The organism is Streptomyces sp. NPDC020898 (assembly GCF_044333925.1).
Taxonomy (GTDB): domain Bacteria; phylum Actinomycetota; class Actinomycetes; order Streptomycetales; family Streptomycetaceae; genus Streptomyces.
Map to the genome: position 1 here is coordinate 116,027 of NZ_JBIRRV010000001.1, position 23,694 is coordinate 139,720.

At 71.8% G+C, this 23,694-nt stretch carries 22 protein-coding genes and 1 pseudogene; 13 read left to right on the top strand and 10 right to left on the bottom strand.

Translation table 11 applies throughout. The annotated features are described in order from the left end of the window. Positions 1-46 precede the first annotated feature (46 nt). On the top strand, positions 47-1,534 hold the full coding sequence (locus tag ACH4TV_RS00525) for a glutamate synthase subunit beta (protein ID WP_398392715.1): 1,488 nt from the start codon (positions 47-49) through the stop codon (positions 1,532-1,534). Positions 1,535-1,547: 13 nt separating this feature from the next. Here ACH4TV_RS00525 and ACH4TV_RS00530 read toward each other — a convergent pair whose 3' ends face one another. After that, a complete protein-coding gene (locus tag ACH4TV_RS00530; protein WP_398392716.1) occupies positions 1,548-2,060 on the bottom strand; it encodes a carboxymuconolactone decarboxylase family protein in 513 nt (170 codons plus the stop codon). A gap of 41 nt (positions 2,061-2,101) precedes the next feature. Here ACH4TV_RS00530 and ACH4TV_RS00535 point away from each other — a divergent pair, with 41 nt between their 5' ends. From ACH4TV_RS00535 to ACH4TV_RS00550, 4 genes are all read left to right on the top strand, one after another. Then, complete coding sequence (locus tag ACH4TV_RS00535; RefSeq protein ID WP_398392718.1) at positions 2,102-3,556, top strand: PLP-dependent aminotransferase family protein; 1,455 nt, start codon at positions 2,102-2,104, stop codon at positions 3,554-3,556. Positions 3,557-3,784: 228 nt separating this feature from the next. Further along, the gene (locus tag ACH4TV_RS00540) at positions 3,785-6,064 is read left to right on the top strand and encodes a PEP/pyruvate-binding domain-containing protein (protein ID WP_398392720.1); all 2,280 of its coding nucleotides are present in this window, start codon (positions 3,785-3,787) and stop codon (positions 6,062-6,064) included. Next, positions 6,061-6,987 carry a hypothetical protein gene (locus ACH4TV_RS00545; RefSeq protein WP_398392722.1) on the top strand — a complete coding sequence of 309 codons (927 nt, stop codon included), beginning with the start codon at positions 6,061-6,063 and terminating at the stop codon, positions 6,985-6,987. The genes ACH4TV_RS00540 and ACH4TV_RS00545 overlap by 4 nt, the downstream gene beginning before the upstream one ends. Before the next feature lie 159 nt (positions 6,988-7,146). Next, the gene (locus ACH4TV_RS00550) at positions 7,147-7,851 is read left to right on the top strand and encodes a tyrosine-protein phosphatase (RefSeq protein ID WP_398392724.1); all 705 of its coding nucleotides are present in this window, start codon (positions 7,147-7,149) and stop codon (positions 7,849-7,851) included. A gap of 37 nt (positions 7,852-7,888) precedes the next feature. Here the strand turns inward: ACH4TV_RS00550 and ACH4TV_RS00555 are convergent, their stop codons facing one another. From ACH4TV_RS00555 to ACH4TV_RS00565, 3 genes are all read right to left on the bottom strand, one after another. Continuing rightward, the gene (locus tag ACH4TV_RS00555; protein WP_398392726.1) at positions 7,889-8,692 is read right to left on the bottom strand and encodes an SAM-dependent methyltransferase; all 804 of its coding nucleotides are present in this window, start codon (positions 8,690-8,692) and stop codon (positions 7,889-7,891) included. Between the two features lie 118 nt (positions 8,693-8,810). Further along, positions 8,811-9,026, bottom strand: coding sequence for a DUF397 domain-containing protein (locus ACH4TV_RS00560; RefSeq protein ID WP_398395281.1), 216 nt, complete (start codon positions 9,024-9,026; stop codon positions 8,811-8,813). A 110-nt stretch (positions 9,027-9,136) separates the two neighbouring features. Next, positions 9,137-9,997 carry a helix-turn-helix transcriptional regulator gene (locus ACH4TV_RS00565; protein WP_398392728.1) on the bottom strand — a complete coding sequence of 287 codons (861 nt, stop codon included), beginning with the start codon at positions 9,995-9,997 and terminating at the stop codon, positions 9,137-9,139. A 225-nt stretch (positions 9,998-10,222) separates the two neighbouring features. On the opposite strand from ACH4TV_RS00565, the gene ACH4TV_RS00570 reads away from it, so the two are divergent. The 3 genes from ACH4TV_RS00570 to ACH4TV_RS00580 all read left to right on the top strand — a co-directional run bounded on the left by ACH4TV_RS00570 (position 10,223) and on the right by ACH4TV_RS00580 (position 12,633). Beyond that, the gene (locus ACH4TV_RS00570) at positions 10,223-10,906 is read left to right on the top strand and encodes an ATP-binding protein (protein WP_398392730.1); all 684 of its coding nucleotides are present in this window, start codon (positions 10,223-10,225) and stop codon (positions 10,904-10,906) included. Continuing rightward, complete coding sequence (locus ACH4TV_RS00575; protein WP_398392732.1) at positions 10,897-11,340, top strand: hypothetical protein; 444 nt, start codon at positions 10,897-10,899, stop codon at positions 11,338-11,340. The genes ACH4TV_RS00570 and ACH4TV_RS00575 overlap by 10 nt, the downstream gene beginning before the upstream one ends. Before the next feature lie 96 nt (positions 11,341-11,436). Continuing rightward, positions 11,437-12,633 carry a methyltransferase gene (locus ACH4TV_RS00580; protein ID WP_398392734.1) on the top strand — a complete coding sequence of 399 codons (1,197 nt, stop codon included), beginning with the start codon at positions 11,437-11,439 and terminating at the stop codon, positions 12,631-12,633. 26 nt (positions 12,634-12,659) lie between these two features. Here ACH4TV_RS00580 and ACH4TV_RS00585 read toward each other — a convergent pair whose 3' ends face one another. The 3 genes from ACH4TV_RS00585 to ACH4TV_RS00595 form a co-directional block, all read right to left on the bottom strand. After that, positions 12,660-12,833: a hypothetical protein gene (locus ACH4TV_RS00585; protein WP_398392736.1), complete on the bottom strand. Its 174-nt coding sequence runs from the start codon at positions 12,831-12,833 to the stop codon at positions 12,660-12,662. A 165-nt stretch (positions 12,834-12,998) separates the two neighbouring features. Then, positions 12,999-13,640 carry a DUF899 domain-containing protein gene (locus ACH4TV_RS00590; protein ID WP_398392738.1) on the bottom strand — a complete coding sequence of 214 codons (642 nt, stop codon included), beginning with the start codon at positions 13,638-13,640 and terminating at the stop codon, positions 12,999-13,001. A 99-nt stretch (positions 13,641-13,739) separates the two neighbouring features. Beyond that, complete coding sequence (locus tag ACH4TV_RS00595) at positions 13,740-15,113, bottom strand: amidohydrolase (RefSeq protein ID WP_398392739.1); 1,374 nt, start codon at positions 15,111-15,113, stop codon at positions 13,740-13,742. 149 nt (positions 15,114-15,262) lie between these two features. On the opposite strand from ACH4TV_RS00595, the gene ACH4TV_RS00600 reads away from it, so the two are divergent. Further along, complete coding sequence (locus ACH4TV_RS00600; protein ID WP_398392741.1) at positions 15,263-16,204, top strand: endonuclease/exonuclease/phosphatase family protein; 942 nt, start codon at positions 15,263-15,265, stop codon at positions 16,202-16,204. Between the two features lie 22 nt (positions 16,205-16,226). Here the strand turns inward: ACH4TV_RS00600 and ACH4TV_RS00605 are convergent, their stop codons facing one another. Beyond that, the gene (locus ACH4TV_RS00605) at positions 16,227-18,092 is read right to left on the bottom strand and encodes an FUSC family protein (protein WP_398392743.1); all 1,866 of its coding nucleotides are present in this window, start codon (positions 18,090-18,092) and stop codon (positions 16,227-16,229) included. A gap of 251 nt (positions 18,093-18,343) precedes the next feature. Here ACH4TV_RS00605 and ACH4TV_RS00610 point away from each other — a divergent pair, with 251 nt between their 5' ends. From ACH4TV_RS00610 to ACH4TV_RS00625, 4 genes and pseudogenes are all read left to right on the top strand, one after another. Beyond that, positions 18,344-19,009 (top strand): hypothetical protein, encoded by a 666-nt coding sequence (locus tag ACH4TV_RS00610; protein WP_398392745.1) that lies wholly within the window; start codon positions 18,344-18,346, stop codon positions 19,007-19,009. 85 nt (positions 19,010-19,094) lie between these two features. Beyond that, the gene (locus ACH4TV_RS00615) at positions 19,095-20,060 is read left to right on the top strand and encodes a GNAT family N-acetyltransferase (RefSeq protein ID WP_398392747.1); all 966 of its coding nucleotides are present in this window, start codon (positions 19,095-19,097) and stop codon (positions 20,058-20,060) included. Between the two features lie 163 nt (positions 20,061-20,223). Beyond that, positions 20,224-20,625: pseudogene (locus ACH4TV_RS00620) on the top strand (RidA family protein); the annotation flags it as partial. Positions 20,626-20,628: 3 nt separating this feature from the next. Continuing rightward, entirely contained in the window at positions 20,629-21,078 is a 450-nt protein-coding gene (locus tag ACH4TV_RS00625; protein ID WP_398395283.1) for a GNAT family N-acetyltransferase, read from the top strand. Between the two features lie 380 nt (positions 21,079-21,458). Here ACH4TV_RS00625 and ACH4TV_RS00630 read toward each other — a convergent pair whose 3' ends face one another. Continuing rightward, a complete protein-coding gene (locus ACH4TV_RS00630) occupies positions 21,459-22,175 on the bottom strand; it encodes an aspartate/glutamate racemase family protein (protein ID WP_398392748.1) in 717 nt (238 codons plus the stop codon). 2 nt (positions 22,176-22,177) lie between these two features. Beyond that, positions 22,178-23,644, bottom strand: a complete 1,467-nt coding sequence (locus ACH4TV_RS00635) for an NCS1 family nucleobase:cation symporter-1 (protein ID WP_398392750.1) — start codon at positions 23,642-23,644, stop codon at positions 22,178-22,180. Between the last annotated feature and the right edge of the window lie 50 nt (positions 23,645-23,694).

Genomic DNA, 23,694 nt, shown 5'->3' on the forward strand with positions numbered 1-23,694 from the left:
CACGGCTCCATCACGCGTACGCATGGAAGACGGCAAGGACACGGCCATGGGCGATCCCAGGGGTTTTCTCACCACATCACGCCAGGACTGGCCTCGCAGGCCAGTCGGGGAGCGGGTCCGTGACTGGGACGAGGTGTATGTCCCGGGGGCGTTGCTCCCCATCATCAGCAAGCAGGCCGACCGCTGCATGGACTGCGGTATCCCGTTCTGCCACGACGCCTGCCCGCTGGGGAACCTGATCCCCGAGTGGAACGACCTGGTCTCCAGGGAGGACTGGCGCGCGGCGAGCGACCGGCTGCACGCCACGAACAACTTCCCCGAGTTCACGGGGAGGTTGTGCCCGGCGCCGTGCGAGGCGGGCTGTGTGCTGGCCATCAACCAGCCCGCGGTGACCATCAAGAACGTCGAGGTGGCCATCGCCGACCGGGCCTGGTCGGACGGCTTCGCGCCGCCGAGGCCGCCGGACCGGCTGTCCGGGCGTACGGTCGCGGTGATCGGATCGGGGCCGACGGGACTCGCCGCCGCCCAGCAGTTGACCCGGGCCGGGCACACCGTCGCCGTGTACGAGAAGGACGACCGGATCGGTGGGCTGATGCGGTACGGCATCCCCGAGTTCAAGATGGAGAAGCACCATCTGGAGCGGCGCGTCGAGCAGATGCGGGCCGAGGGAACCAAGTTCCGTACGTCGACCGCCGTCGGGCGGGATGTCGGGGCCGCCGATCTGCGGTCGCGTTACGACGCCGTGGTGCTGGCCGTGGGGGCCACGGCGTGGCGTGATCTGCCGGTGCCGGGGCGGGAGTTGGCCGGCGTCCACCAGGCGATGGAGTATCTGCCGCTGGCCAACCGGGTGCGCGAGGGAGACCTGGAGTCGTCTCCGATGTCGGCCGCCGGGAAGCATGTCGTCATCGTGGGCGGCGGTGACACAGGGGCCGACTGTCTGGGCACCGCGGTGCGTGAAGGGGCCGCCTCCGTCACCCAGTTGGACATCTACGCCCAGCCCGGCGAGGAGCGCGACGAGGACTCCGATCCCTGGCCGACGTACCCGAAGATCTACCGGTTGTCGGCCGCGCACGAGGAGGCCCGCGACCTGGAGTCGGCGCCCGCGGCCGACGCCGACGCACGGCTCTTCGCGGCGTCCACGCTCCGTTTCACCGGCGACGCGGACGGGCACGTACGGGAGTTGCACGTCGTCGAGGTGGACGCGGGGCGCCGTCCGCTGCCCGGCTCCGAGCGGACGCTCCCCGCCGACCTCGTCCTGCTCGCCCTCGGCTTTTCCGGCCCCGACCGGGAGGACGGTCTGGTCGACCAGCTCGGGCTCGCCCTCGATCCGCGCGGCACGATCACCCGCGACGTGGACTTCGCGACGAACGTGCCCGGCGTGTACGCGGCGGGGGACGCGGCCCGTGGGCAGTCGCTGATCGTGTGGGCGATCGCGGAGGGGCGGGCGGTGGCGGCAGCCGTGGACCGCCGGCTGACGGGCACCACACAGCTGCCGGCACCGATCGGGCCGTACGACCGGCCGTTGATCGTGTGACGCCCCCGGGTGGTCAGCGCTCGTCCGTGCCCGCCACCTTGCGGGTCGCCAGGGCCACCCGGTTCCAGGTGTTGATCGCGAGGATCAGGGCCAGGACCTGGGCCAGTTCCCGCTCGTCGAAATGGGCCGCCGCCTCGGTGTAGACGTCGTCCGGGACACCGGCGTCGGCGACCAGGGTGACCGCCTCCGTCAGGGCCAGCGCGGCTTGTTCCCTCGGGGTGTAGAAGCGGCGCGCCTCGCGCCATACCGCGACCAGGTGCAGCCGGTCCTCGCTCTCGCCCGCCTTGCGCGCGTCGTTCGTGTGCATGTGGAGGCAGTACGCACAGTGGTTGAGGTGCGAGGCGCGGATCTGGATCAGTTCGACCAGCGCCGGGTCGAGGCCCTCGCGGGCCGCCGCGTCGAAGCCGATGAGGGCGCGGAAGACCTTGGGGGCCGCCTTCGCGAAGTTCACGCGGGGGGTTTCGGCGGCTCCCGTGAAGTGGGCGGTCGTGGGGTTCGCGGTGTTCGTGTTCGTCGTCATGACCATGAATCTACGGGCCGGAAAGACCGGCTGTAGGGTGCATTTCTGTGGCAGAAACATGGGTCAATTCCGCTGAGCGCATCGGCGCCGACCTCCATCTGGAACTGTCGGGGCCGGGCGGGCGGCGGACCGCGCTGATCCGGGCGCTCCGGGACGCCGTCCGCAGCGGCCGGCTCGCGCCCGGCACCCTGCTGCCGCCGTACCGTTCCCTCGCCGCCGATCTCGGCGTGGCCCGCAACACGGTGGCCGCCGCGTACGCCGAACTCGTCGCCGAGGGCTGGCTCACCTCCCGCCAGGGTTCGGGCACCCGGGTCGCCGAGCGCGCCGAACCCCTCAAGGCGCCCTCCCGTGTCCCCGTAAAAGCGCCTCCACGCGCGCGTGGACCACGGCACGATCTGCGCCAGGGCAAGCCGGACGCGTCGGAGTTTCCGCGTGCCGCCTGGCTGGCCTCCTACCGGCGGGCGCTCCAGCAGGCGCCCAACGAGGCGTTCGGGCCCGGGGATCCGGCCGGCCGGATCGAGTTGCGGGAGGCGCTCGCCGAGTACCTGGCACGCGCGCGTGGTGTCCGTACCGAGCCCGCGCGGATCGTCGTCTGCTCGGGCTTCGCCCACGCCCTGCGGCTCCTCTTCGGCCACGCGAGCGGCAGCGGTGGCGCGGACGCCGTGTTGCGCGGGCCGCTGGCCGTGGAGGAGTACGGACTCGGTTTCCACCGCGAGCTGCTGACCGCGGCCGGGGTACGGACCGTGCCGCTGCCCCTCGACGAGGACGGTGCGCGGGTCGACCTGCTCGACCGGGAGCGGGCCGTACTGCTCACGCCCGCACACCAGTTCCCGACCGGCGGCCCGCTGCACCCCGAACGCCGTGCCGCCGTGATCGACTGGGCACGCGCGCGTGGCGGACTGGTTCTGGAGGACGACTACGACGGGGAGTTCCGCTACGACCGCCGGCCCGTCGGCGCCGTACAAGGGCTCGACCCGGAGCGCGTGATCTATGCCGGCTCGGTCAGCAAGAGCCTGTCCCCCGCGCTGCGACTGGGCTGGATGGTGCTTCCGGAGCGGTATGTGGAACCCGTACTCGCGGCGAAGGGCGAGCGCGAGGGGTGGGCGAGCGCGCTCGATCAGCTGGCGCTCGCGGACTTCGTCGGCTCCGGGTCGTACGACCGTCATGTGCGGCGGATGCGGCAGCGGTACCGGCGCCGCCGTGACCGGCTCGTCGCCGCGCTCGCCGCGCACGCGCCGCACGTCGAGGTCACCGGTGTCGCGGCCGGGCTGCACGCGGTGCTGCGGCTGCCACCCGGGACGGAGCGGTCGGCGGTCAAGGCGGCGGCCTGGCGGGGAATCGCCCTCGACGGGCTCGCGGAGTTCCGTCATCCGGAAGAGAACCCCGGGAAGGGGCCGGGCACGGTCGCGCACGACGGGCTCGTCGTCGGGTATGCGGCCCCCTCCGAGCATGCCTATGGGGCCGCGCTGGAGGCGCTCTGCCAGGCACTTCCTCCGGAATGAGGGAGCACGGGGCAACGCGAACGGCGAGCCCATGGTTGCCCTGGGTGACCTTGTTCACGGCTGACCCGAAAACGTCTTCCAGCGGACGTGGAATACGACCGGCGGTGGGATCATTGACGGCAGGAGACGGGTCCTGAGGCCCGCCGCCAAAATCCTTCGTTCCGTCGTCAGGCGCAGGACCAACCCTACGCGTCCCCCCTGTTGGCGGTCGGTCCTGGAGGGTGTTCGATGACGACGCTCGATGAACGTCACGGAGAAGGCGCGCGCGACGGGGACGACCCCGGCGGCGGGGGTGTCCTCGACGCGGTGGGGCCGCAGGGCCTCGACCTGGCCGGGGCCCAGGGCAGGGAAGCCGTGCCCCTTGACCAGCCCGCTGCCTCACTCCCCCTGCTCGCCGGTTCCAAGGCGGCGAACCTCGCCCGCGCGGCCCGTGCCGGCCTTCCGGTGCTGCCCGGGTTCGTCATACCGCACCCTGCTCCCGACCCCGAGGCCCCCGACCCGGCCGACGGCCCGTCCGCCCTGCGGCACGCCTGGGACGCGCTCTCCGACGGCGGTGAGCGTCCGCTCGTCGTCCGCTCGTCCTCCCCGCAGGAGGACACCCAGGATTCGTCCCTGGCGGGCCGGTTCGCGTCCGTGCTCGACGTACGCGGCTGGGCGGACTTCCGTACGGCGGTACGGACCGTGCTCGACTCGGCGCGCCGGTCCGACGGGCCGCCCGCGCCGATGGCGGTGCTGGTGCAGCCGATGCTCACCGCGCGCGTGGGAGGCGTGATGTTCGGCGCCGATCCCGTCGAGGGGCGCGCCGACCGGATGCTGGTGAGCGCGGTGCGCGGTGGTCCCGACAGCCTGGTCAGCGGGGAACAGGCCGGCACCAACTACTGGCTGAGCCTCCGCGGCCGCATGCTGCGCACGGAACCGGCGGACGCCGAGCCGCTCCTCGGCGCCTTCGAACTGCGCCGCCTCGCCCGTCTCGCGCGGCGCGCCCGTGAGGTCTTCGACGGGCCGCAGGACATCGAGTTCGGGTTCGACGACCACGGACAGCTGTGGCTGTTCCAGAGCCGGCCGATCACCGCGATGGCCGCCCGGCCGCCGCGCGGGGCCCGGCTGCTCGGTCCCGGCCCGGTCGCGGAGACCCTGCCGGACCAACTGGAGCCGCTGGAGGAGGACCTGTGGGTGGCCCCGATGGCCCGCGGGCTCGCCGCCGCGCTCGACATCGGCGGCACCGCGCCCCGGCGCCGACTGCGCGAGGCGCCGGTGGTCACGGCGGTCGGCGGCCGGGCCGCGGCGGACCTGCGGCTGCTCGGCGCCGTCCCGCCCCGGCACCCGTGGCTCGCGCTGCTCAACCCGGGGCCGGGCGGGCGCCGGCTCGCCGCGGCCTGGCGGACGGGACGGCTGGCCTCGGCGCTGCCCGGTCTCGCCGTGGACCTCGTGGCCGACGTCGACCGCCGCCTCGCCGAGACCCCGCCGCCCGCCGACCTCCCGTCCACCGCGCTGGCGTCCACCCTGCGCTGGACCCGTACGACGCTGGTCGCGCTGCACGCCCAGGAGGCGCTGGCCGGTGCGCTGCTGCCGAAGAGCCCGGAGAAGGGGACCGGCAGAAGCCGTACGGCGGCCGGTGCCGCTCTCACCGCGCTCGCGGACGCCCGGGCCCAGGGGCTGCCCGACGACCACGTCGTGACCGCCGAACCGGTGGTCCTGGCGCTCACCGCACCGAGTCTGCGCGGGCGGATACGGCTGCCCGAGCCGGCGCCCGGGTCGCAGGACGGCACGGAGCACACGCCGGGCGCCCGGGCCGCTCACCGTCCCGGCCTGGACGAATACCCGCGGACGGCGACCGTCGCCGTCGTACGACCGTTGCGGCACCCCGTCGACAGGCCTTCCGCCACCGTGCCGGTGCTTCCGCCCCGTGAGGCGCTCCGGCTGCGGGTCCGGTGGGTGCAGGAGCTGCAGGTGCGGCTCGTACGGGAGGGGGCGCGCCGGCTGGTCGTCCGGGGAGGGCTGGACGACGGTGGCCGGGTCGGGTTGCTGCGGTGGCCGGAGTTCATGACCGCGCTGGAGGGCGGGCCGCTGCCCTCGGACGTGCGGGAGAGGCTGCCGCAGCCCGCGTCCGCCCCGCTGCCGGACGCCTTCCGGGTCGCCGACGACGGGACGGTGGTCGCCGAGCGGACCGCCGGGACCGACGGTGACGGCGGCCGGGGCGTCTCCGGCGGACGGGCCGCCGGGACCGCCTGGGACGGCGCCGGCACCCCGCCGCCGGACGCGGTCCTCGTCGTACGCACCCTCGATCCCGCTCTCGCCCCGCTGCTGCCCGGGCTCACCGGACTGGTCGCGCAGACCGGCAGTCCGCTGTCCCATCTCGCGGTACTGGCACGGGAGTTCGGGCTCCCCGCAGTCGTCGGCGCGACGGACGCCGTGAGCCGCTTCCCGCCGGGCACCCGCCTCACGGTCGACGGCACCACCGGCGACGTACGCACCGGGGCCGAGGCCGGAACGGAGGACGGACGGTGAGGCGCGTCGCATACGTGTTCGGGTGGCTGGCCGCCGCCGGGGCGGGCACCTACGTCGTCATCTATCTCTACCGGTGGCAGTGGCAGCGGGCCGTCCTGTGCGGCGTACTCCTGCTCGTCGTCGAAGTGATGCTGCTCGGGATCATGCTGATCGGGCGGCTCTCGCGGATCGAGGAGCAGGTGCGCGAGACCCAGGACCAGGTGCGGGAGAACGGCCGGAGACAGCAGGACGTCCTGACCCGGCTGCGGGAGACGCCGGAACAACAGAGCGCCGGACGGTTCCGCTGGCTGGACGAGCCCGCCGAACGTACGTACGTCTTTGTGCCGGTGCTCATGGTCACGGGTGTGCTGCTGTCCGGGCTCGCCTGGGTGGTGCAGCGGGTCGCGTCGGTCACCGCCAAGCCCGCCGAACGGCGGCTCGCGGGACGCCTTGCCGTCCTGTCGGCGCCCGATCCGGCCGCCGACACCGACCTGGAGGATCTGCCCCCGGCGGGCGGCCGGCGCTCACCGGGCCAGGTCGCGCGCATGGCGACCGCCGGTGTCGTCGGCGTCGCACTGCTCGGCGCGCTCGTCGTCGGGCTCGCCGACCTCACCCAGACCCGCGAGCAGAAGGCCGAGGACGACAGTCGGGCGACCTCGGTCCTCGTCCAGGTCGACCTGCGCGGCGGCGGCAGCCTCATCTCGGACGAGCGGCGCTCCCTCGCCGCGCACCAGATCTGGGAACAGTGCCGGGACTCCACCTCCGTACCGCTCAACCGCGCGACCCTCGGGGATCTCGGCGACGGCGTGTTCGCCGGGGTGGTCCGGCCCGCGCTCACCGAGCACGACCGGATGCGGCTGCGCGGCTGCCTGGAGGACGCCACCATCGACCGCGCCCACCTCACGGTCGTCGGCATCGGGGACGCGAACGCAGACAAAGGCTGAGAACGTCCCGATCTGGGCAAAAGAGCCCGAAATGGCAAAAAAGAGTCATTCATCACGTAAAGACTTCACTGTCAGCGGCCCGGGTTACGATGCAAAAGCGTTCTCGTCCCCTGCACGAATGCACGAAAACGCCCCCGTCCCCCAACCCCCGGGTCCTCCATGGCTGTCATCACCGCTCCCCCGCCCCCGCTCCCCCTGACCACCCGCCGCGCGGCGCGCCGCACCCTGCGGATTCTCAGCAGAGTCGTCATCGGCTATCTCGCGCTGTGGGCCACCGGCGCGCTGGGCATCCTGGCGGTGTCGCACTGGGTCGGCGCGGAGACGCAGGCGCCACCGGGGACCCGTACGGTCCAGGGCGTCCACCACTTCGAACCCGTGGACGCGCAGGGGAAGTTGTGGCGCGGAGCGGCACCCTCGCCGGCCGGTTACCGGGCACTGGAAGGCCTCGGCATGACCACCGTCGTCGACCTGCGCGCCGAGGACCTGAGCGCGGCCCAGCTCGCCGAACCGGCCAAGGCCGGCCTGAACGTCGTACACCTGCCGATCCGTGACGGGCAGACGCCCACGGAGCAGCAGGTGCAGCAGTTCTTCGATGTCGTCGCCTCGTCCGCCGGGCCGGTGTTCGTGCACTGCGGCGCCGGCGTCGGCCGTACCGGGACGATGGCGGCGGCGTATCTCGTCCAGACCGAGAAGCAGTCGCCGTCCGCGGCGGTCCGGCGCAACCTCGCGGTCGGACCACCGTCGATAGAGCAGATCTACTACGGGCTCAGCCTCGGCCGGGAGAAGGCGGAGCAGCCGCCGCTCGCGGTGGTGGCGGTCAGCCGGCTGGTGGACGCGCCGCGCCGCATGTGGTCGTGGGTGTGAACCCGTAGGACCGTCACCGCCGAGCCGTGAGTCCCTGTCAGGACGTGCGGCCCAGCGCCCCGTATCCCGGAATCACCCCGTCCTCCTGGCCCGGGATCGGCTCGCCCAGCTCCGGATGCCACTTGTCGACCACCTCGACGCCGGGCTCGACCAGTTCGAGGCTGTCGAAGAAGCGGGCGAACTCGGTGCGGGAGCGCAGGGCGAGGGTGACTCCGGCGGCCTTGAGCTTCGCCGTCGCGGCCGCGGACTCCTCCGGGGAGAAGTCGGCGGTCGCGTGGGTCATCATCAGGTAGCTGCCGGTGGGCAGGGCGGCCAGCAGCCGGCCGACCAGGTCGTGCGCGCCGTCCTCGTCGGGGACGAAGTGCAGCAGGGCGACGAGGGAGAGCGCGACGGGCCTGGTGAGGTCCAGGACCTTCTTCGCTCCCTCGATGATGGCGTCCGGGTCGCGCACATCGGCCTGGAGGTACTCGGTGACGCCCTCCTCCGTGCCGCGCAGCAGGGCCGCCGCGTGGGCCAGCACGATGGGGTCGTTGTCGCAGTACACGACCCGCGCGTCGGGCGCGGTCTCCTGGGCGATCTGGTGGAGGTTCGGCTCGGTCGGGATGCCGGTGCCGATGTCCAGGAACTGCCGGACGCCGTGCCCGGCCAGCCAGCGCGTGGCGCGGTGCATGAAGGCACGGTTGACCTTCGCCATCACCGGCACGCGCGCGTCGAGGGCGAGCATCTGCCGGCCCATCGCCTCGTCGACCGGGTAGTTGTCCTTGCCGCCCAGATACCAGTCGTACATCCGCGCGGGATGAGGCTTGCTGGTGTCTATCTCGATGGAGGGCTGCCCGGTCATGACGAACTCCGTAAGTCTCTTCGGGGTCTGGCGTGGCAAGTGATCAACTGAGCACCAAATTAGGGGAATCGACTGAACTCAACGGACCCGATGGCACACAAACGGCCGGAACCGAACCTCAGGAGAGCAGGAAGTCGGCCTCCCCGGCCTTCGCGCCCTCGATGAAGGCGAGCATCTCGTCGGTGGTGTAGATCAGCGCCGGGCCGTCGGGGTCGGTGGACTGGCGGACGGCGATCCGGCCGTCGGCGAGCTTCATCGCCTCCAGGCAGTTGCCGCCGTTGCCGCCGCTCCACGGCTTGTGCCAGCCCTCGCTGCCCAGCTCACCGGCGGGCATGCCGTTGTAGATGCGGGCACACGCCCGCTCGGTGACCCGTTCAGTGGTCAGCTCATTGATCCGCTCGTGGCGTATCCGGGTCTTGGACGTCATGCGATCCATGCAGAGATTCAGAGCTCCTTGCGGAGATCCCGGAGGATCTCCTTCGTGCGATGTGCCGTAGCGGACTGAGCCGCCATGCGGTCCATGACCTCCAGGTGGGTGGCCACCTCGGTGCGCGAGTCCAGATAGACGGCGCCGGTCAGGTACTCGCTGTAGACCATGTCCGGGAGTTCCGGCACGGCGAAACGGAAGAGCACGAAGGGTCCGTACGTGCCCGGGTGCGGCCCCGAGGAGAAGGGGGCGACCTGGAGCGTCACGTTGGACAGCTTCGTGGCTTCGAGCAGTTTGTCGATCTGCGCACGCATCACCTCCGGGCCGCCCACCGGACGGCGCAGGACGGTCTCGTCCATCACGACCCACAGCCGGGGCGCGCCTTCCCGAGTGAGCAGTCCCTGGCGTTCCATGCGCAGCGCGACATGGCGCTCGATGTCCTCGGGTCTGGTCTGGCCGATGGCGCCCGATTTCAGGACACCAAGGGCGTACTCCTCGGTCTGGAGCAGTCCGGGGACGAAGTGGGGCTCGTACTGGCGGATGAGGCTCGCCGCGCCCTCCAGGCTGACGTGCATGGAGAACCAGCCGGGCAGCACGTCGTGGAACCGCTGCCACCATCCGGGCTGGTTGGCGTCCTCGGCCAGCTGGACGAACCCGTCGGCCTCCTCGTCCGAGACGCCGTACGACTTCAGGAGGAGCTGGAGGTACGGGATCTTGAGAGCGACCTCGGCCATCTCCATGCGGCGGACGGTGGCGGGGGCGACCCGGAGGATGCGCGCGGCCTCCTCGCGCCGCAGGCCCGCACGCTCGCGCAGGTCCAGCAGGCGCCGGCCGAGGACGACCTGTCCGACCGTCGGCGCGGACCGCGGTTCGCTCACGCTCCACCTCCATCGAGCACCGGCACAGTCCGGTGAAGATTCCTGACAGCCCGGCGGCGCCACCTGGAGACTCTGTTCGAAGATTTATTCGAAAATCTGCCGAAAGTCCCAACTGGCGCCGCTCCGCGTGCTGTTGCGAGCAGTGTGCCACGCCGTTTCACTCCGTCACACCGCACTCTGCATTTTTCAGAGTGACACTTGCCAAGTGTTCACGGCGGGGAGATAGTGGCAAGCGTGATTCCGTCCCCGCCCTTAGGAACAGACGCCTCCGCGGACCGCTCCGGTCCCGGGGCCGCAGCGGTGCCGCGCCCCGGCACGGCTGCCGAGCGCCGGTTCCGCTTCGAGCTGGCCGCCCATCCGGGCTCGCCCGCGCAGGCCAGGCGCCTGACGCGCGCCCGGCTCACGGGCTGGTCGGTCTGCGAGGACACGTGCGACACGGCGGCCCTGGTCGTCACCGAGCTGGTCACCAACGCCATCGTGCACACCGCGAGCAGCCACATCGTCTGCGAGCTGCACGACGGTGACGACCTGGTGCGCATAGCCGTGCGCGACGAGGGCTGCGCGCCCGGTGTGCCCCACCAGTCCCCGCAGCGGCCCGAGGAGGAACAGGGGAGGGGGCTGTTCCTCGTCGAGGCCATGTGCAGGGCCTGGGGTGCCCAGGAACACGGCCCGGGCCTGCTGGTCTGGGCCGAACTCTCCCGTGCCGCCGACACGGCCACCGATGCCCACGGCGGCTCGGAGGCCCGCGGCGACCTCGGCTGGGGCGCGCCACCGCCCCGCCCCGCCCCGGTCGGCGACCCGGAACCGGAGCCCGCCGACGACACGCACGCGCGCCATGGGTTCCGGGGGGTCCACGGGCACACAGCAACGGCGACAACGGGGACGGAAGCAGAGGCCGAATGGGTGTGAGGGGTACGTCACCGGGGGGCCGGGTCATCACCATGGACACGCTGATACGCACGAAGCGTGCCCTGCGCAGCCCCAGGACCCCCCTGCACCTTCCGATACCGGACGGCATGACCGCCCCCCTGGGATACGACGCGGTGTCCGTACCCGCCCGCTTCGGCCCCCGGGTGCTGCCCCGGCTGCCACGCCTGGGCTGTGTGTACGCCGACGCGGACCACTGGTGGTGGCTCGTCCCCGCCGATTCCGATTACGCCCTGGAGTGGCCGGCCCCGGCGCACTACGCCACCGGAGCCGTGGTCCTCGATGCCCCGTGCGTCCCGCCGCTCCTGCACCGGCCGGACGACACCCTCCCGTACACCCCGCCGATACCGCTCTACCTCGCCCTGTGCCAGGTGACGGGGACGACTCCGACGTGGTCGAGGCCGATCAGCGCCTGAGTCCCCGCCCCACCCCTCCGCCTCCGCCGTCCCTTCGGCCGTCCTCCGCTCGCGTACCTTGGACAGTCGGTCACGAAGGGAAACGAACAGAGTCCGATGGCGAAGTCCGAGCAGGCGAACACCACCCGTCCCACCACCGCCGAACAGCAGATCTCCTGGACGGACGGCGACGGCCGCGCCCGTACCGCCTGGTGGCACAGCGAGAACGGGACCCCTCCACCGCGTGAGGTTCTGGTCGCCGACGACCGCATGACGGCGGACGCCGCCTACCGCACGGTCCTCGGCGGTACGGCGATCCTGTGGACCGGCGACTTCCAGAACGCCCGGCAGCTGCTGTCGGCGCTGGGCCGCCGGGCCGACCGCAAGCGCCGCCCCTTCGCGGACGACCCGGCGACCGCCTTCAACCAGCAGCGCCAGTCACGGGCCGTACGCTCCCGGCTGCTGGGCCGGCTGCTCGTCGCCGTGGACGAGGGCGCCGTGCTGCCCCTGCGGCGCGCCCCCGACGTCCGGGATGCGTGCGCGGAGGCCGGCTGCCCTCTCGACCGGCCCTTCGTCTGCTCGCTCACCGCGCTGCTGGGCATGACCGGAGCCCACGAATGGCGCCGCAAGGGCGTCGAGGTACCCGCGCTGGGCGCCCGCATCCATCCGCACTACGGCGTCTTCTCCCCCGTGCGCGGGGAGTACGTCGACCTGGTGGCCGAGGCTCCGCTGCCCGTCGCCACCGGTGCCGGTGGCGCCGTCACCGCCTTCGACATCGGCACCGGTTCCGGTGTCCTGGCGGCCGTGCTGGCCGGGCGCGGGGTGTCCGAGGTCGTCGCCACGGACCAGAACCCGCGTGCGCTGGCCTGCGCCACGGAGAACCTGGAGCGCCTGGGACTCGCCGACCGGGTACGGCTGGTCGAGGCCGATCTCTTCCCGCCGGGCGAGCGTGCCTCGCTGGCGGTGTGCAACCCGCCGTGGGTCCCGGCGAAGCCCACGTCCGCGCTGGAGTCGGCGGTGTACGACCCCGGCAGCCGGATGCTGCGCGAGTTCCTCCGCCGGCTGCCCCGGCACCTCGTACCGGGCGGTGAGGGGTGGCTCGTACTGTCGGACCTCGCCGAGCACCTCGGGCTGCGCACCCGGGAGGATCTGCTGGAGCTCTTCGAAAAGGCGGGGCTCGACGTTGTGGGCCGCCTGGACACCACGCCCCGGCATCCCCGGGCGCACGACGCGAGCGACCCGCTGCATGCCGCGCGCTCCGCCGAGGTCACCTCGCTGTGGCGGCTGGCGGTACGACAGAACCGGCCCAGCTGACGACCGAAGTCAGGACATGGCGGAGGTCACTCCCCCATGGACCCGCCCCGGACGATCACCAGGAACGTGTCCGTCGCGAGGTCCATGACGACCTCCGCGGCCTGGCCCTCCAGACGTCGCATCTGCGCGAACTCCTCCGCCGGCCAGGAACCGCGTGGTCCGCCGGCCGGAAAGCGTTCGAGCACCTTTCGCCCGTTCACCCTGAACCTCCATGTAGCGCTGATCTCATAGAGTTAAACGCTCATCATGGGGAAAGGGCCTCGCCAAGTGACCGTACTGAGACGTAGTTGACACTCGTTCACCGACAGATGTGAGGATCGCCTCACCCTGTTACATCCACTACGCCCCTTTTATCACCCTCCGCATCAGTCCTCGTACTCGTCGTGATGGCGCACGCGCTCCCCGTCGACGGGCGTCCCCAGGGCCGTGAGGGCCAGGAAACTGCCGGCCGAGCCGAGGCCGTCGAGGCCGCGTCCGTATGCCGAGTACGTGTGGAAGACCTGGTCGCGGTCCCGCAGGAAGCAGCTCACGCCGGCCCGCTCGACGACCTCCCCCGCGCTCTCGGACGTCACCAGGAAGTCGTGGTTGAAGTCGTTGCCGTACGACGAGTACCAGGGCACCGTCCACCCCATCCGCGCCTTGAACGGCAGGATCCTGGTGTACGGCGCCCGTGACACGACGGCGAAGGAGGTGTCGCGGGCCCGCAGATGCGCCAGGTGACCGACGTTGTCGAGGAACTCCGAGCAGTCGGCGCAGCCTTCGTCCCACTCGGAGGCGAACATGAAGTGGTGGACGACGAGTTGGCGGCGGTCCTCGAAGAGGTCGAGGAGCGTCGCCTTGCCGTCGCCGCCCTCGAACACGTACTCCGCGCCGACCTCGACCATGGGCAGGGTGCGCCGCTCGGCGTTCAGCGCGTCACGCGCGCGCGTGACGACCTCCTCCTTGACCAGCAACGCCTCGCGTGCCGCCCGCCATTCGTCGCGCGAAACGATCCGCGGAAGTGTCATCGCCCCTCCAGGCCCCGTTGTGGAACGGTCCGTTCTCAGGGGTGGACCGGCGGGGCGCGCGGAACTCATCGCCGCTGGGGAAATATCTCCGGCGACGGCTCAGGTGTCGTATTCCTGGATCCGCCTGCCGTGGCTCCGGTCGACGAGCGCGGGCAGCCGCTCCCCCAACTCCCGGACGATTCCCGGCACGTCGAGGGTGAGCAGCTCGCGGTCGCGCATGAGGACACGGCCGTCGACGATCGTCGTACGGACGTCCGAGGAGCGGGCGCTGTGGACGAGGGTGGCGGCGGGGTCGTGCACGGGCTGGGTGTGCGGCCCGGTGAGGTCGACGAGGACGATGTCGGCCTTCCGGCCGGGTGCGAGGCTGCCGAGCTGCTCGCCGAGGCCCACCGCCCGCGCGCTCTGCGACGTGGCGTGGTCGAGGGCCTGACGGGACGTCAGCCAGCGTGGGTCGCCCTCGGTCGACTTCTGGATGAGCGAGGTGAGCGCCATGGACTCCCACACGTCGAGCGAGCCGTTGGAGGCGGCGCCGTCGGTGGCGAGCCCGACCGGGACGCCGATCTCGCGCAGGGCGCGAACCGGAGTGGTGGTCGGCCAGGCGAACTTGAGGTATCCGCGGGGCGCGGTCGCCACGGCGGTACGTCCGTTCGTGCGCTCCAGTACGGGGAGGTCGCGCTCGATGATGCCGGTGCCGTGCGCGATGAGGACGTCGAGGTCGCCGGTCAGGACGCCGGTGCGGGCCAGGACCTCGATGGGGGTGAGGCCGTGGCGGGCGAGGCTGGTGTCGGTCTGATCGCGGTTCTCGGCGGCGTGGATGTGCACGGACAGGCCGTGTTCGCGGGCGAGTTGGGCGGTGGCGGCGAGGTCGGTGTCGTCGACGGTGTACGGGGCGTGCGGGGCGAGGGCGGTGGTGATGCGGCCGTCGGCGCCACCGCGGTGCCGCAGCGCGAACTCCAGTGACTTCTCCCGCCCTTGAGGCCCCTGCGAGGAGAAGTACGCCTCTCCCAGGTGCGCCCGGATCCCGCACTCCTCGACCACCGCGGCGACGGTGTCCATCGAGAAGTAGTGGTCCGCGAAGCAGGTGACACCGCCGCGGATCATCTCGGCGCAGGCGAGTCGCGCGCCCAACTCCACGTCGATGGCGGTGAGGTTGGACTCGATCGGCCACACGACGTCGTTGAACCACTCCTCGGTGGGCAGGTCCTCGGCGATCCCACGCAGCGCGACCATCGGGGCGTGCGTATGACAGTTGATGAGCCCCGGCATGGCCAACTGCCCGTGCGCGTCGATGCGTTCGACGGCGTCCGGGAGATCGATACCCACGCCGACCGCCTCGATGATCCCTCCGCGTACGACGATCGAGGCGTCCTCGACGAACTCGATCCGCTGGTCCGCGTCCTGCCCTCCCGTGTGCAGAAGGGCGGTGCAGCCGGTGATGACGAGGTCCGCGGGAGCAGCGGGAGAAGGCGTCATACGGCCACCGTACGACGCGGTCGTGCCGGTGGGTGACGTGAACCGCGCATCCCGGCGCGGCTCTGTCGCCGAGGGCCGCTGCGTGGGCACCCTGGACGCACGGCATCCAGAACTGCCGGAACCTGCTGGAACCTGAGGGGGAGCCCGGCATGATCGTCGCCACCTGGAACCTGGAGAACCTCTACCGCCCGGGCGGCCCGTTCGGGCCGCAGGACAAGGCGGCGTACGAGGCGAAACTCGCCGCTCTGGCCGCCGTGATCACGGAGCTCGACCCGACGCTGCTCGCCGTCCAGGAGGTCGGGGACACCGAGGCGCTGAGTGATCTGGTCGGCCTGCTGGGCGGCGGCTGGACCGTCGCGACCTCGCGGCTCCCGGACAACCGGGGCATCCGGGTCGGGTTCCTCGGCCGGGTGCCGTTCGAGGTGCTCGCCGACACCAACGCGTTCCCGGCGAAGCTCGATCCGGTGCAGGTGGACGACTCGGGCCTGGAGGTCTCGCAGGCGGGCCGTGGCTTCCTGGCGGTGGAGGCCGACACGGAGGGCGGGCCGCTGCGGGCGGCCGTCGCCCATCTCAAGTCCAAGCTGCTGTCGTATCCGAACGGCCGTTTCCATCCGCTCGACGAGGGCGAACGGGCGCGCTACGGCGCGTACGCCCTGTACCGGCGGACCGCCGAGGCGGCCGGGCTGCGGGCCCTGGCCGACGGTCTGCTCGCCGGCGCCGGCCGCACACGCGACGTGGCGGTCCTGGGCGATCTGAACGACGAGGTGCAGGCCGCGACCACGCAGATCCTCCTCGGCCCGCCCGGCTCGGAGATCGGCACGCCCGGCTACGACCACGACGACGCGACACGGCTGTGGGACGTGGCCCCGCTCATCCCTGCCGGGCAGCGGTACTCCCGCGTCAACTCGGGCCGCCGCGAACTGATCGACCACGTCCTCCTGAGCCACCGTCTGGTCCACCGCACGACGGAGGCGGGCACCGGCCTGCCGAGGAACGGGGCGCCGGTCCTCCCCTCGGTCGGCCCGGACCCGGATGCGCGACAAGGGGCACCGGGCTCGGACCACGCGCCGGTGTGGGCACGGATCGACTGACCCTGGCGGGCCCCGGCTGCCGTCAACCGGCGAGGGACGTCTCGTCCGCTGCCGGTATCCGCATCCGCAGCCCGGCGCGCTCCCGCCGTTCGGCGAGTTCGTCCAGGAGTTCGGTGAGGTGTTCGGTGTGCCGGCGGGTGAGGCGGCCGGTGTCGTCGAGGTGCACGGCGCAGGCGGTCGTGGTGTCGACAAGTCGTTCGAGGGTGGCGGCGACGTCCCCCGTGCCCTCGGTGTGTCGTGCCAGGGCGGGCAGTTCGGCCGCGGAGTGCCCGATGGCCGTACGGGCCTCGGCGAGCGCGCGATAGGCCTCGCGGCGCAGCACCCAGCGCGCGTGCCGGTCGTCGGAGCCGCTCATCACCTGCTGGAGGTACGCCTCGGCGGCCTCGGCGGCCCTCGCCAGCCGCGCCTTGACGGCCCCGCCGCGCTGTCCGGGCATCGGCAGATGCCCCACGATCAGCACGATCGCGCAGGCCACCAGGGTCTCGACGATCCGGCTCCAGGAGGCCTGGGGCTCCCCGCCCGCCATCACGAGGGCGAGGACGAGCACAGTGACGACGGCGGTCTGGGCGGCGAAGTGCCGGGTGGCGACGGGGATGAGCGCCCCGCTGACCGCGACGACGGCGACCAGCCCTTCCGGCCTGGGCAGCACGGCGGCCAGCCCGGCGAAGACGACGGCCCCGAGGACGGTCCCGGCCGCCCGGCACAGGACACGCGAGACGAGCGGCCCGAGATCGGGCTTGACGAGGAAGACGGCGGTGGCCGGAATCCAGTACCAGTGGGCGTGGTTCGACGCCTGGGCGACGGCCGCACCGGCCCCGAAGCAGAGCGCGACCCGCAGCCCGTACTCGCGCCCACCCGAGTCGACGGCCGTGCGGAGCAGAAACGCGACGCTACGGCGCCGGGTGTGCAGGTCGTGCGCGTCGCCGCCCCGGTCGAAGGCGTCGGCGGCGTGCAGCAGCGCGTCGTCGAGGGCGCGCAGCCCCGGCGCGCTGCGGGCGGGCGCGGGCAGCGGCCCGGTGTGCGTGTTGGTCCGTACGGCGGCGGCGAGGCGCCGGGGGCCTTCTCCCGCGCGCGCGTGCAGGGCGTCGCCGGTCCAGGCGAGGGCGGTCGCGGCCTCGGCGAGGGGCAGCGCGGCGGCGTACTGGGTGCGCAGGCGCCGCTCGTCCGCCGAACTGGCGTACTGGCGCAGCCGGGGCCCGCCGAGGGCGTCCTGGGCGTGGTCGAGGGCGGCGGTGAGGGCGGCGCGCCGGGTGCCGGCCTCGTCGGTTCCGGCGGCGTCGAGGAGGTGGGCGACGGCGTCGTACACGGCGGCGACGGCGGCGCGTTCCCCGTCGAAGCGGAAGTCACCGGCAGTGGCGCCGGGTGTGGGCAGCGCGAGCCGCAGGACGAGCAGCCAGCCGGCGCCCGCGACGAAGAACAGGGCGCGTTGCCAGCCCGGTTCGGGCAACGGCATCCCGGCCCCGATGGCGGCGGCGACGAGCAGTTGCGTACCGGCGCCGGATGCGACGGGCCCGATGGCACTGATGCCGCCCGCGAAGAGTCCGAGGCCGGTGAGGAGAAGGGTCAGTACCACGGCTCCGACATGCTGCCCGGCGTACGTCCCGACGACCAGCCCGACGGCCCCGGCCAGCGCGGGTACGCCGAGCCGCCTGACGGAGGAACGCCGGCTGCCCGGTCGGTCGTTGATCCCGGCGAGCATGGCACCGAGCGCGGCGACGACGCCGAGGGAGGTGCGGTCGGCCAGCACTCCGGCCAGCAGCAACGGCCCGGCGGCCAGCGCACCCCGGATGACCGCGTTCCAGGGAACGGGCCCGCGTTGCGCGCGCAGCGCGTGGGCGAGCCAGGGCGGCAGGGCGAAACGCGGGCGCGTACTGCTGGGGCGTGGCACGGGGCTCCTGTCAGGGCGAGGGCGGGGGTGCTGCCTTCGGGCGACGTCGGCCGGGCTGTGGTGTTCACCGTAGATCGGGTTGCCGCAGGAGAAGGGGCCCAATCATTTCGGGGGTGTGACGGTTCGCGGGAGAGGCGGTTTCTTTATGAACGCAACAGGAGGGGACGCCGGGACCGATTGTCAGTGGGGGGCGCTTCAATGGGAGGTGTCGTCACAGAGCGTCACGACCGAGTGCTACGGGGGAGGTGGCCATGGCTTGCCATGCCGGTGATCAGGGCTATGAGGGCTATGAGGAGGACGGGCAGCGGTACGTCTCCTTGGCGGGGCTACGGGCTCGCGGGTGGACCGGCGCAATGGTGCACCGCCTGCTCGGGACACCGGACCGGCTCAGCGTCAATCCGCGGCTCAGGGCCGCGCCGCAGGTCCGGCTGTACCGGGTCGAGCGGGTCGACACGGCCGAACGCACCGACGAGTTCCGGAGGGTGGCGGAGTCCTCCGCACGACGGTCGGAAGCCGTGCGGAACGCGGTTCTCCGACGGCGACTGGAGATCCTGGAGCGGATCAGGACCGAGCCGATCGACGTACCGCGACTGGATCCGGGCAAGCTGGCCCTCCGGGCGGTGGAGCACCGGGCACGACGGGAGGCGGCGACCGGCGGCCCGATCGAGCTGGCGGGCGACAACTCCGTGCAGGACACCGGCTGTGCCGGCCGTGTCTCGCTGGCTCCGTGGAAGGTCGACTATCTGCGGTATCGGATGAGTCACTACGACCAGCTCCTGGACGGTCTGCCCGGAGGGGAGCAGGACTCCGGCCGCGCCGAGGCCGAGGAACTGCTCCGCCGGCGGGTCTGCGCGGCCATCGCCGAGGCATACCCGCCACTTGAACAGGAGTGCGAGAGGCAAACGCGCGATCAATGAGCGGGTACGCCGCGAAGGTGAACCCCTCCATGAGATCCCTCCCCGAGCCGTACAGGCGTACCACCCACGTCCATACGCTCCGGCCATGGAAGACGATCACGCCCGACGTGTGCACGAACGTCTGTCGGTCTGCCCCGGCCTGCGCCCGGTCGGGCACACCGAAGGGCACCGGTTCGGACGCTGGGACCTGGCCTCACTCGCCGAGGGCGCCCTCGGCGAGTGCGCCGACCCGGACTCGCTCACGGGCTCGCACGAGAAGCGGTTGCGCGTCCGGCTGGGGGCGTCCGGACGGGCGTACGAACACAACGACGACTACTGCAGGAGGTACTGGATCTGGGACCCGGCCCTCATGGGAAGGGCCGGACTGCCGAGGGGGCCGCTCGGGACGGTCGCCGTCGACACCTGGCCGAGCGGCGTGGGCTCGCTGCGCGTCTCGTCGCTGTACATCCACCCCGTCGCCCGGCGCCGCGGCCTCGCCTCGGCGACGCTGGACACGGTGTACGAGGCGTGCCGCGCCGAGAACCTGCACGGCTTCCGCCTCGACACGTGCTGGACCTGGCAGCGCAGCGTTCGCTACTACCTCAACCGGGGCCTGTGGGTGACGTCGTGGAAGCACGCGCTCGGACTCGCCCGGCTCTCGTACCTGCCCCGGTACGAAGTCAGGGAGAACGGGGGCGAGTTGACGTTCCTCGTGACGGGACGCGAACCGGAACAGCGCGAGGCAGGTGTCATGGTCCCGCTGCTGGTGGCCGATGCCGTCGACGGACGGCTGCGGCTGCGCGAGACCGAGCAGTACAGCCGTATCGGCAACGAGCGGAACGTGGTCCGGCACTACGCACGGTCGACGCTCGCACTGCATCTCGCCGTGCGCGGACGGCCGTTGGTGAGAGGGGAAGAGGAATGGACAAAGGCCGTCGCGGGCGGGTGGTGCGACATCGGCGAGCCGGAGGGGCTCGCGCGGAAGATCGAGGTCTTCGAACGGGTGGCACGCGAGGACGGCTGGCGGCTGTCGGGCCTGTACGGCCCGTCGTCGCGCCCGCGCCCCGATTGACAGGCGCCGGCACAGCGGTAGCCGGACGCCGGGCGATGCCAAATCCGGGTGCGTCCGCCACCCTTCGCCCCGCATGATCAGCAGGTTGCCCCGAGGACGGCGCGCCCTCTCCGCATAACCGTGATCCGCCGCCTCGCCTCATCTCGCACCCCAGGAGCCCGCCATGGTCAAGCGCGTCACCGTCCCCGGCCTGTTTCCGCCGCCCACGTACTCCCACGCCTCCGTCGTCGAGGCGGGCACGCGCCTCGCGTTTCTCGCCGGTTCCGTGCCGCTGGACGCGGAGGGACGGATCGTCGGCGCGGGCGATCCGGTACGGCAGGCGGAACAGGTGATCGCCAACCTGGGCGAGCAACTGCGGTCGGTGGGCAGCGACTTCACGCATGTTCTGTCGACCGATGTGTACGTCGTGAGCAGCAAGCCCGAGGTGCTGTCCGCCGTCTGGGAGGTCGTCGAGGCGTCCGGCCTGGCCGTCGGACCGCATTCGTCGACGCTGATCGGAGTGGCATGCCTGGGATACCAGGGGCAGTTGGTGGAGATCACGGCGACAGCCGCCGTCCCGGATCCGGAGATCACCCTCCGCCGTGCCACCGCCGACGACGCCTCCCAGGTGGCCGACGTCTGGCTGCGCTCCTTCGACGCCGCCCTGCCCACCGTGGTCAGGCCGCATTCAGACGACGCCGTACGGAACCACGTCCGGGACGTGGTGGTGCCGGACCGCGAGACCTGGGTCGCGGAGTCGGAGGGGCACGGCATCGTGGGGATGATGGTGCTGGCCGGCGACCTGTTGTCCCAGCTGTACCTCGCTCCGGACTGGCGGGGGCGCGGCATCGGTGACCGTTTCGTCGCCCTCGCCAAGGAACGCGCTCCGGGCGGCCTGTCCTTGTGGACCTTCCAGATCAACAAGCCCGCCCACCGCTTCTACGAACGCCACGGCTTCGTCGCCGCCGAGCACACGGACGGCAGCGGAAACGAGGAGCGCGAGCCGGATGTGCGGTACGTCTGGCAGCCGCGCGCGTAACGCTCACGGCCGTGCGTCGCGGGCGAGTTCGAGGGCGTACGACGGCCACGAGCGGGCGACGACCAGTCACCGTCGTGGGCGGTGTCCCCAGGACCCGCGCCGGTGGATTGCACCACGTCTCCGCGTCCGCACCGAGGGCGAACCCGTCGGCCCACTCCACACCCGTCGGCTGCAGAATCCAGCCGGAGTTGCCCGCGTCGAGCTGGGCGACCTGGGTACAGGCGCCCCCGTTCCCGTAGCCGACGGGCCATGACGACGATCCGACCTCCCCGGAGTCTGCGGTCACCTCCGTCCACCACCGCGCACAGCGCCACCCAGCCACCCAGCCACCCAGCCACCCAGCCACCCAGCCAGGATCACCCCACCCACGCGCCCCGCGCTCACTCCACCGGCCGCCCCCACCCCCGCCTCTTGGGCAACGGCTTCGCATAGCTCCCCGCCCTGCTCGTCGTCAGTCCCAGGGAGACCAGCGACTCCGCCAGCTTGACCGCCGCGCCCACCCCGTCGACCACGGGCAGCCCCAGCTTCTCCCCCACCGCCCGCTGCAGCCCCGTCATCCCCGCGCAGCCCAGGACCAGTACCTCGGCCCCCGCCGCCACCGCCCGCTCGGCCGCCGCGACGAACGCCTCCTCTGTCCGCCGGTCGTCGCCGAGGTCAAGGACGCCGAGCCCGGTGCCGACGACAACGGCGCAGTTCCGGCCGACGCCGGCGGTGTCGAGGCTGTCCTCGATCTGGCCGCACGACCGTTCGAGGGTGGTGACGACCCCGTACCGCCGGCCGAGCAGACAGGCGAGGTGCGCGGCGGCCTCGGTGATGTCGACGACGGGTACGTCCACCAACTCCCGTACGCCTTCCCGCCCGTGCTCGCCGAACCCGGCCATGACGACGGCATCGTACGGACCCTCGTAGGTCCGCAGGGTGTCGAGGACGGCGGCGGCAGAGAGATAGCTGTCGAGCCAGCCCTCCGCCGACTCGGGGCCCCACGCGGGGGTGAGTCCGAGCACGCGGGTGCCCGGGCCTGCGGCGGCCCGGGCACCTCGGACGATCTCCTCGGTCATCCCCTGCGTCGTGTTGCAGTTGGTGACGACGATCCGCACGCTCAGCCCGCCGCAGAAGCGTTGGCGGACTCGGCCCGCTCGTCGCGGCACAGGAGTGCGTACAGCCCGGCCGCCAGCGCCGTGCCGATGAACCACGAGTACGGGGCCACGTCGCTGAAGTCCTTCACCAGGGCGAACACCGCCGCGACGCCGGCCGCGGGCAGGAAGGCCCACAGAGCCTTGGGGTTGACGCCCTTGCGGTAGTAGTAGCGGGATCCGGGCCGGGCGTCGAAGAGTTCGTCGACGTCGATGCGGCCCTTCTTGACCCAGAAGTAGTCGAGCATGATCACGCCGAACAGCGGTCCCAGGAAGGCGCCGAGGCCGCCGAGGAAGTACTGGACGACCGTGGGGTTGGAGAAGAGGTTCCACGGTGTCACCACCAGCGCGGCCACCGTGCTGATCATGCCGCCGATCTTGAAGGTGATCTTCTGCGGCCAGACATTGGCCAGGTCGTACGCGGGTGAGACGAAGTTGGCGACGATGTTGACGCCCATGGTGGCGATGGCGAAGGTCAGGGCGGCCAGCGCCAGTACCCAGGTGTTGCCGACTTTGGCGACCAGTTCCGCCGGGTCGGTGATGGCCTCGCCGAACACCTCGATCGAACCGGCCGTGACGATGACCGAGACAATCACGAAGGCGGTGGAGTTGAAGGGCAGGCCCCACAAGTTGCCGCGCTTGACGGTCTTGTAGTCGGGCGCGAAGCGCGCGAAGTCGCAGAAGTTGAGCATCAGCGCGCCGTACGTGGCGATGACCAGCCCGATCGCGCCGAACCACTGCCTCCACTGCTCGCCGACGGAGACCGGGTTCGGGGTGGAGGTGAGCGAGATGGTCCAGCCGGCCTTGGAGAGGATCCAGACGGCGAGCGCGATCATGACCACCCAGATGGCCGGACCGCAGAAGTCCTGGAACTTCCGTACGGACTCCATGCCCTGACTGATGATCAGCGCCTGAATCAGCCACAGCGAGACGAAGGACACCCAGCCGAGCGCGTCGAGCCCGAGGAACGAGCTGTGTGTCCAGGATTCGAGACCCGGCCAGGCCGCGAACAGCATGACGTTGACGGCGACGGAGGCCAGATAGGTCTGGATGCCGTACCACATGATGGCGATGACGGCCCTGATGAGCGCCGGGATGTTGGCGCCCCAGACGCCGAAGCTGATCCGGCTGATGACGGGAAACGGAACGCCGTGCCGCTGGCCGATCCTCCCCATCCAGTTCATGCCGACGTAGATGATCACGAACCCGACGAGCAGGGAGGTGAAGATCTGCCAGACGTTCATACCGAGGACCAACAGCCCCGCCGCGAACGTGTAGTTGCCGAGGTTGTGGACGTCGGACATCCACAACGCGAAAAGGTCGAAGACCTTCCAGTTGCGCTTGCCCGCGGGGGCGAGATCTTCGTTGGTGAGCCGGGGATCGGGGACGAAGGCCGGGGTGCCGGTGGCTTCGGCGCTGGGGGCGAGGGACACGGGGGCTCCAGGGGCGAGGGGACGAAGGACGCGAGCGGGGGGTGGCAGTG

Coding starts and splice junctions, on each gene's coding strand:
- ACH4TV_RS00525 (WP_398392715.1), top strand. CDS start 47: ATGGGCGATCCCAGGGGTTTTCTCACCACATCACGCCAGGACTGGCCT.
- ACH4TV_RS00530 (WP_398392716.1), bottom strand. CDS start 2,060: ATGGTCATGACGACGAACACGAACACCGCGAACCCCACGACCGCCCAC.
- ACH4TV_RS00540 (WP_398392720.1), top strand. CDS start 3,785: ATGACGACGCTCGATGAACGTCACGGAGAAGGCGCGCGCGACGGGGAC.
- ACH4TV_RS00550 (WP_398392724.1), top strand. CDS start 7,147: ATGGCTGTCATCACCGCTCCCCCGCCCCCGCTCCCCCTGACCACCCGC.
- ACH4TV_RS00555 (WP_398392726.1), bottom strand. CDS start 8,692: ATGACCGGGCAGCCCTCCATCGAGATAGACACCAGCAAGCCTCATCCC.
- ACH4TV_RS00560 (WP_398395281.1), bottom strand. CDS start 9,026: ATGCCCGCCGGTGAGCTGGGCAGCGAGGGCTGGCACAAGCCGTGGAGC.
- ACH4TV_RS00575 (WP_398392732.1), top strand. CDS start 10,897: ATGGGTGTGAGGGGTACGTCACCGGGGGGCCGGGTCATCACCATGGAC.
- ACH4TV_RS00580 (WP_398392734.1), top strand. CDS start 11,437: ATGGCGAAGTCCGAGCAGGCGAACACCACCCGTCCCACCACCGCCGAA.
- ACH4TV_RS00590 (WP_398392738.1), bottom strand. CDS start 13,640: ATGACACTTCCGCGGATCGTTTCGCGCGACGAATGGCGGGCGGCACGC.
- ACH4TV_RS00595 (WP_398392739.1), bottom strand. CDS start 15,113: ATGACGCCTTCTCCCGCTGCTCCCGCGGACCTCGTCATCACCGGCTGC.
- ACH4TV_RS00600 (WP_398392741.1), top strand. CDS start 15,263: ATGATCGTCGCCACCTGGAACCTGGAGAACCTCTACCGCCCGGGCGGC.
- ACH4TV_RS00610 (WP_398392745.1), top strand. CDS start 18,344: ATGGCTTGCCATGCCGGTGATCAGGGCTATGAGGGCTATGAGGAGGAC.
- ACH4TV_RS00615 (WP_398392747.1), top strand. CDS start 19,095: ATGGAAGACGATCACGCCCGACGTGTGCACGAACGTCTGTCGGTCTGC.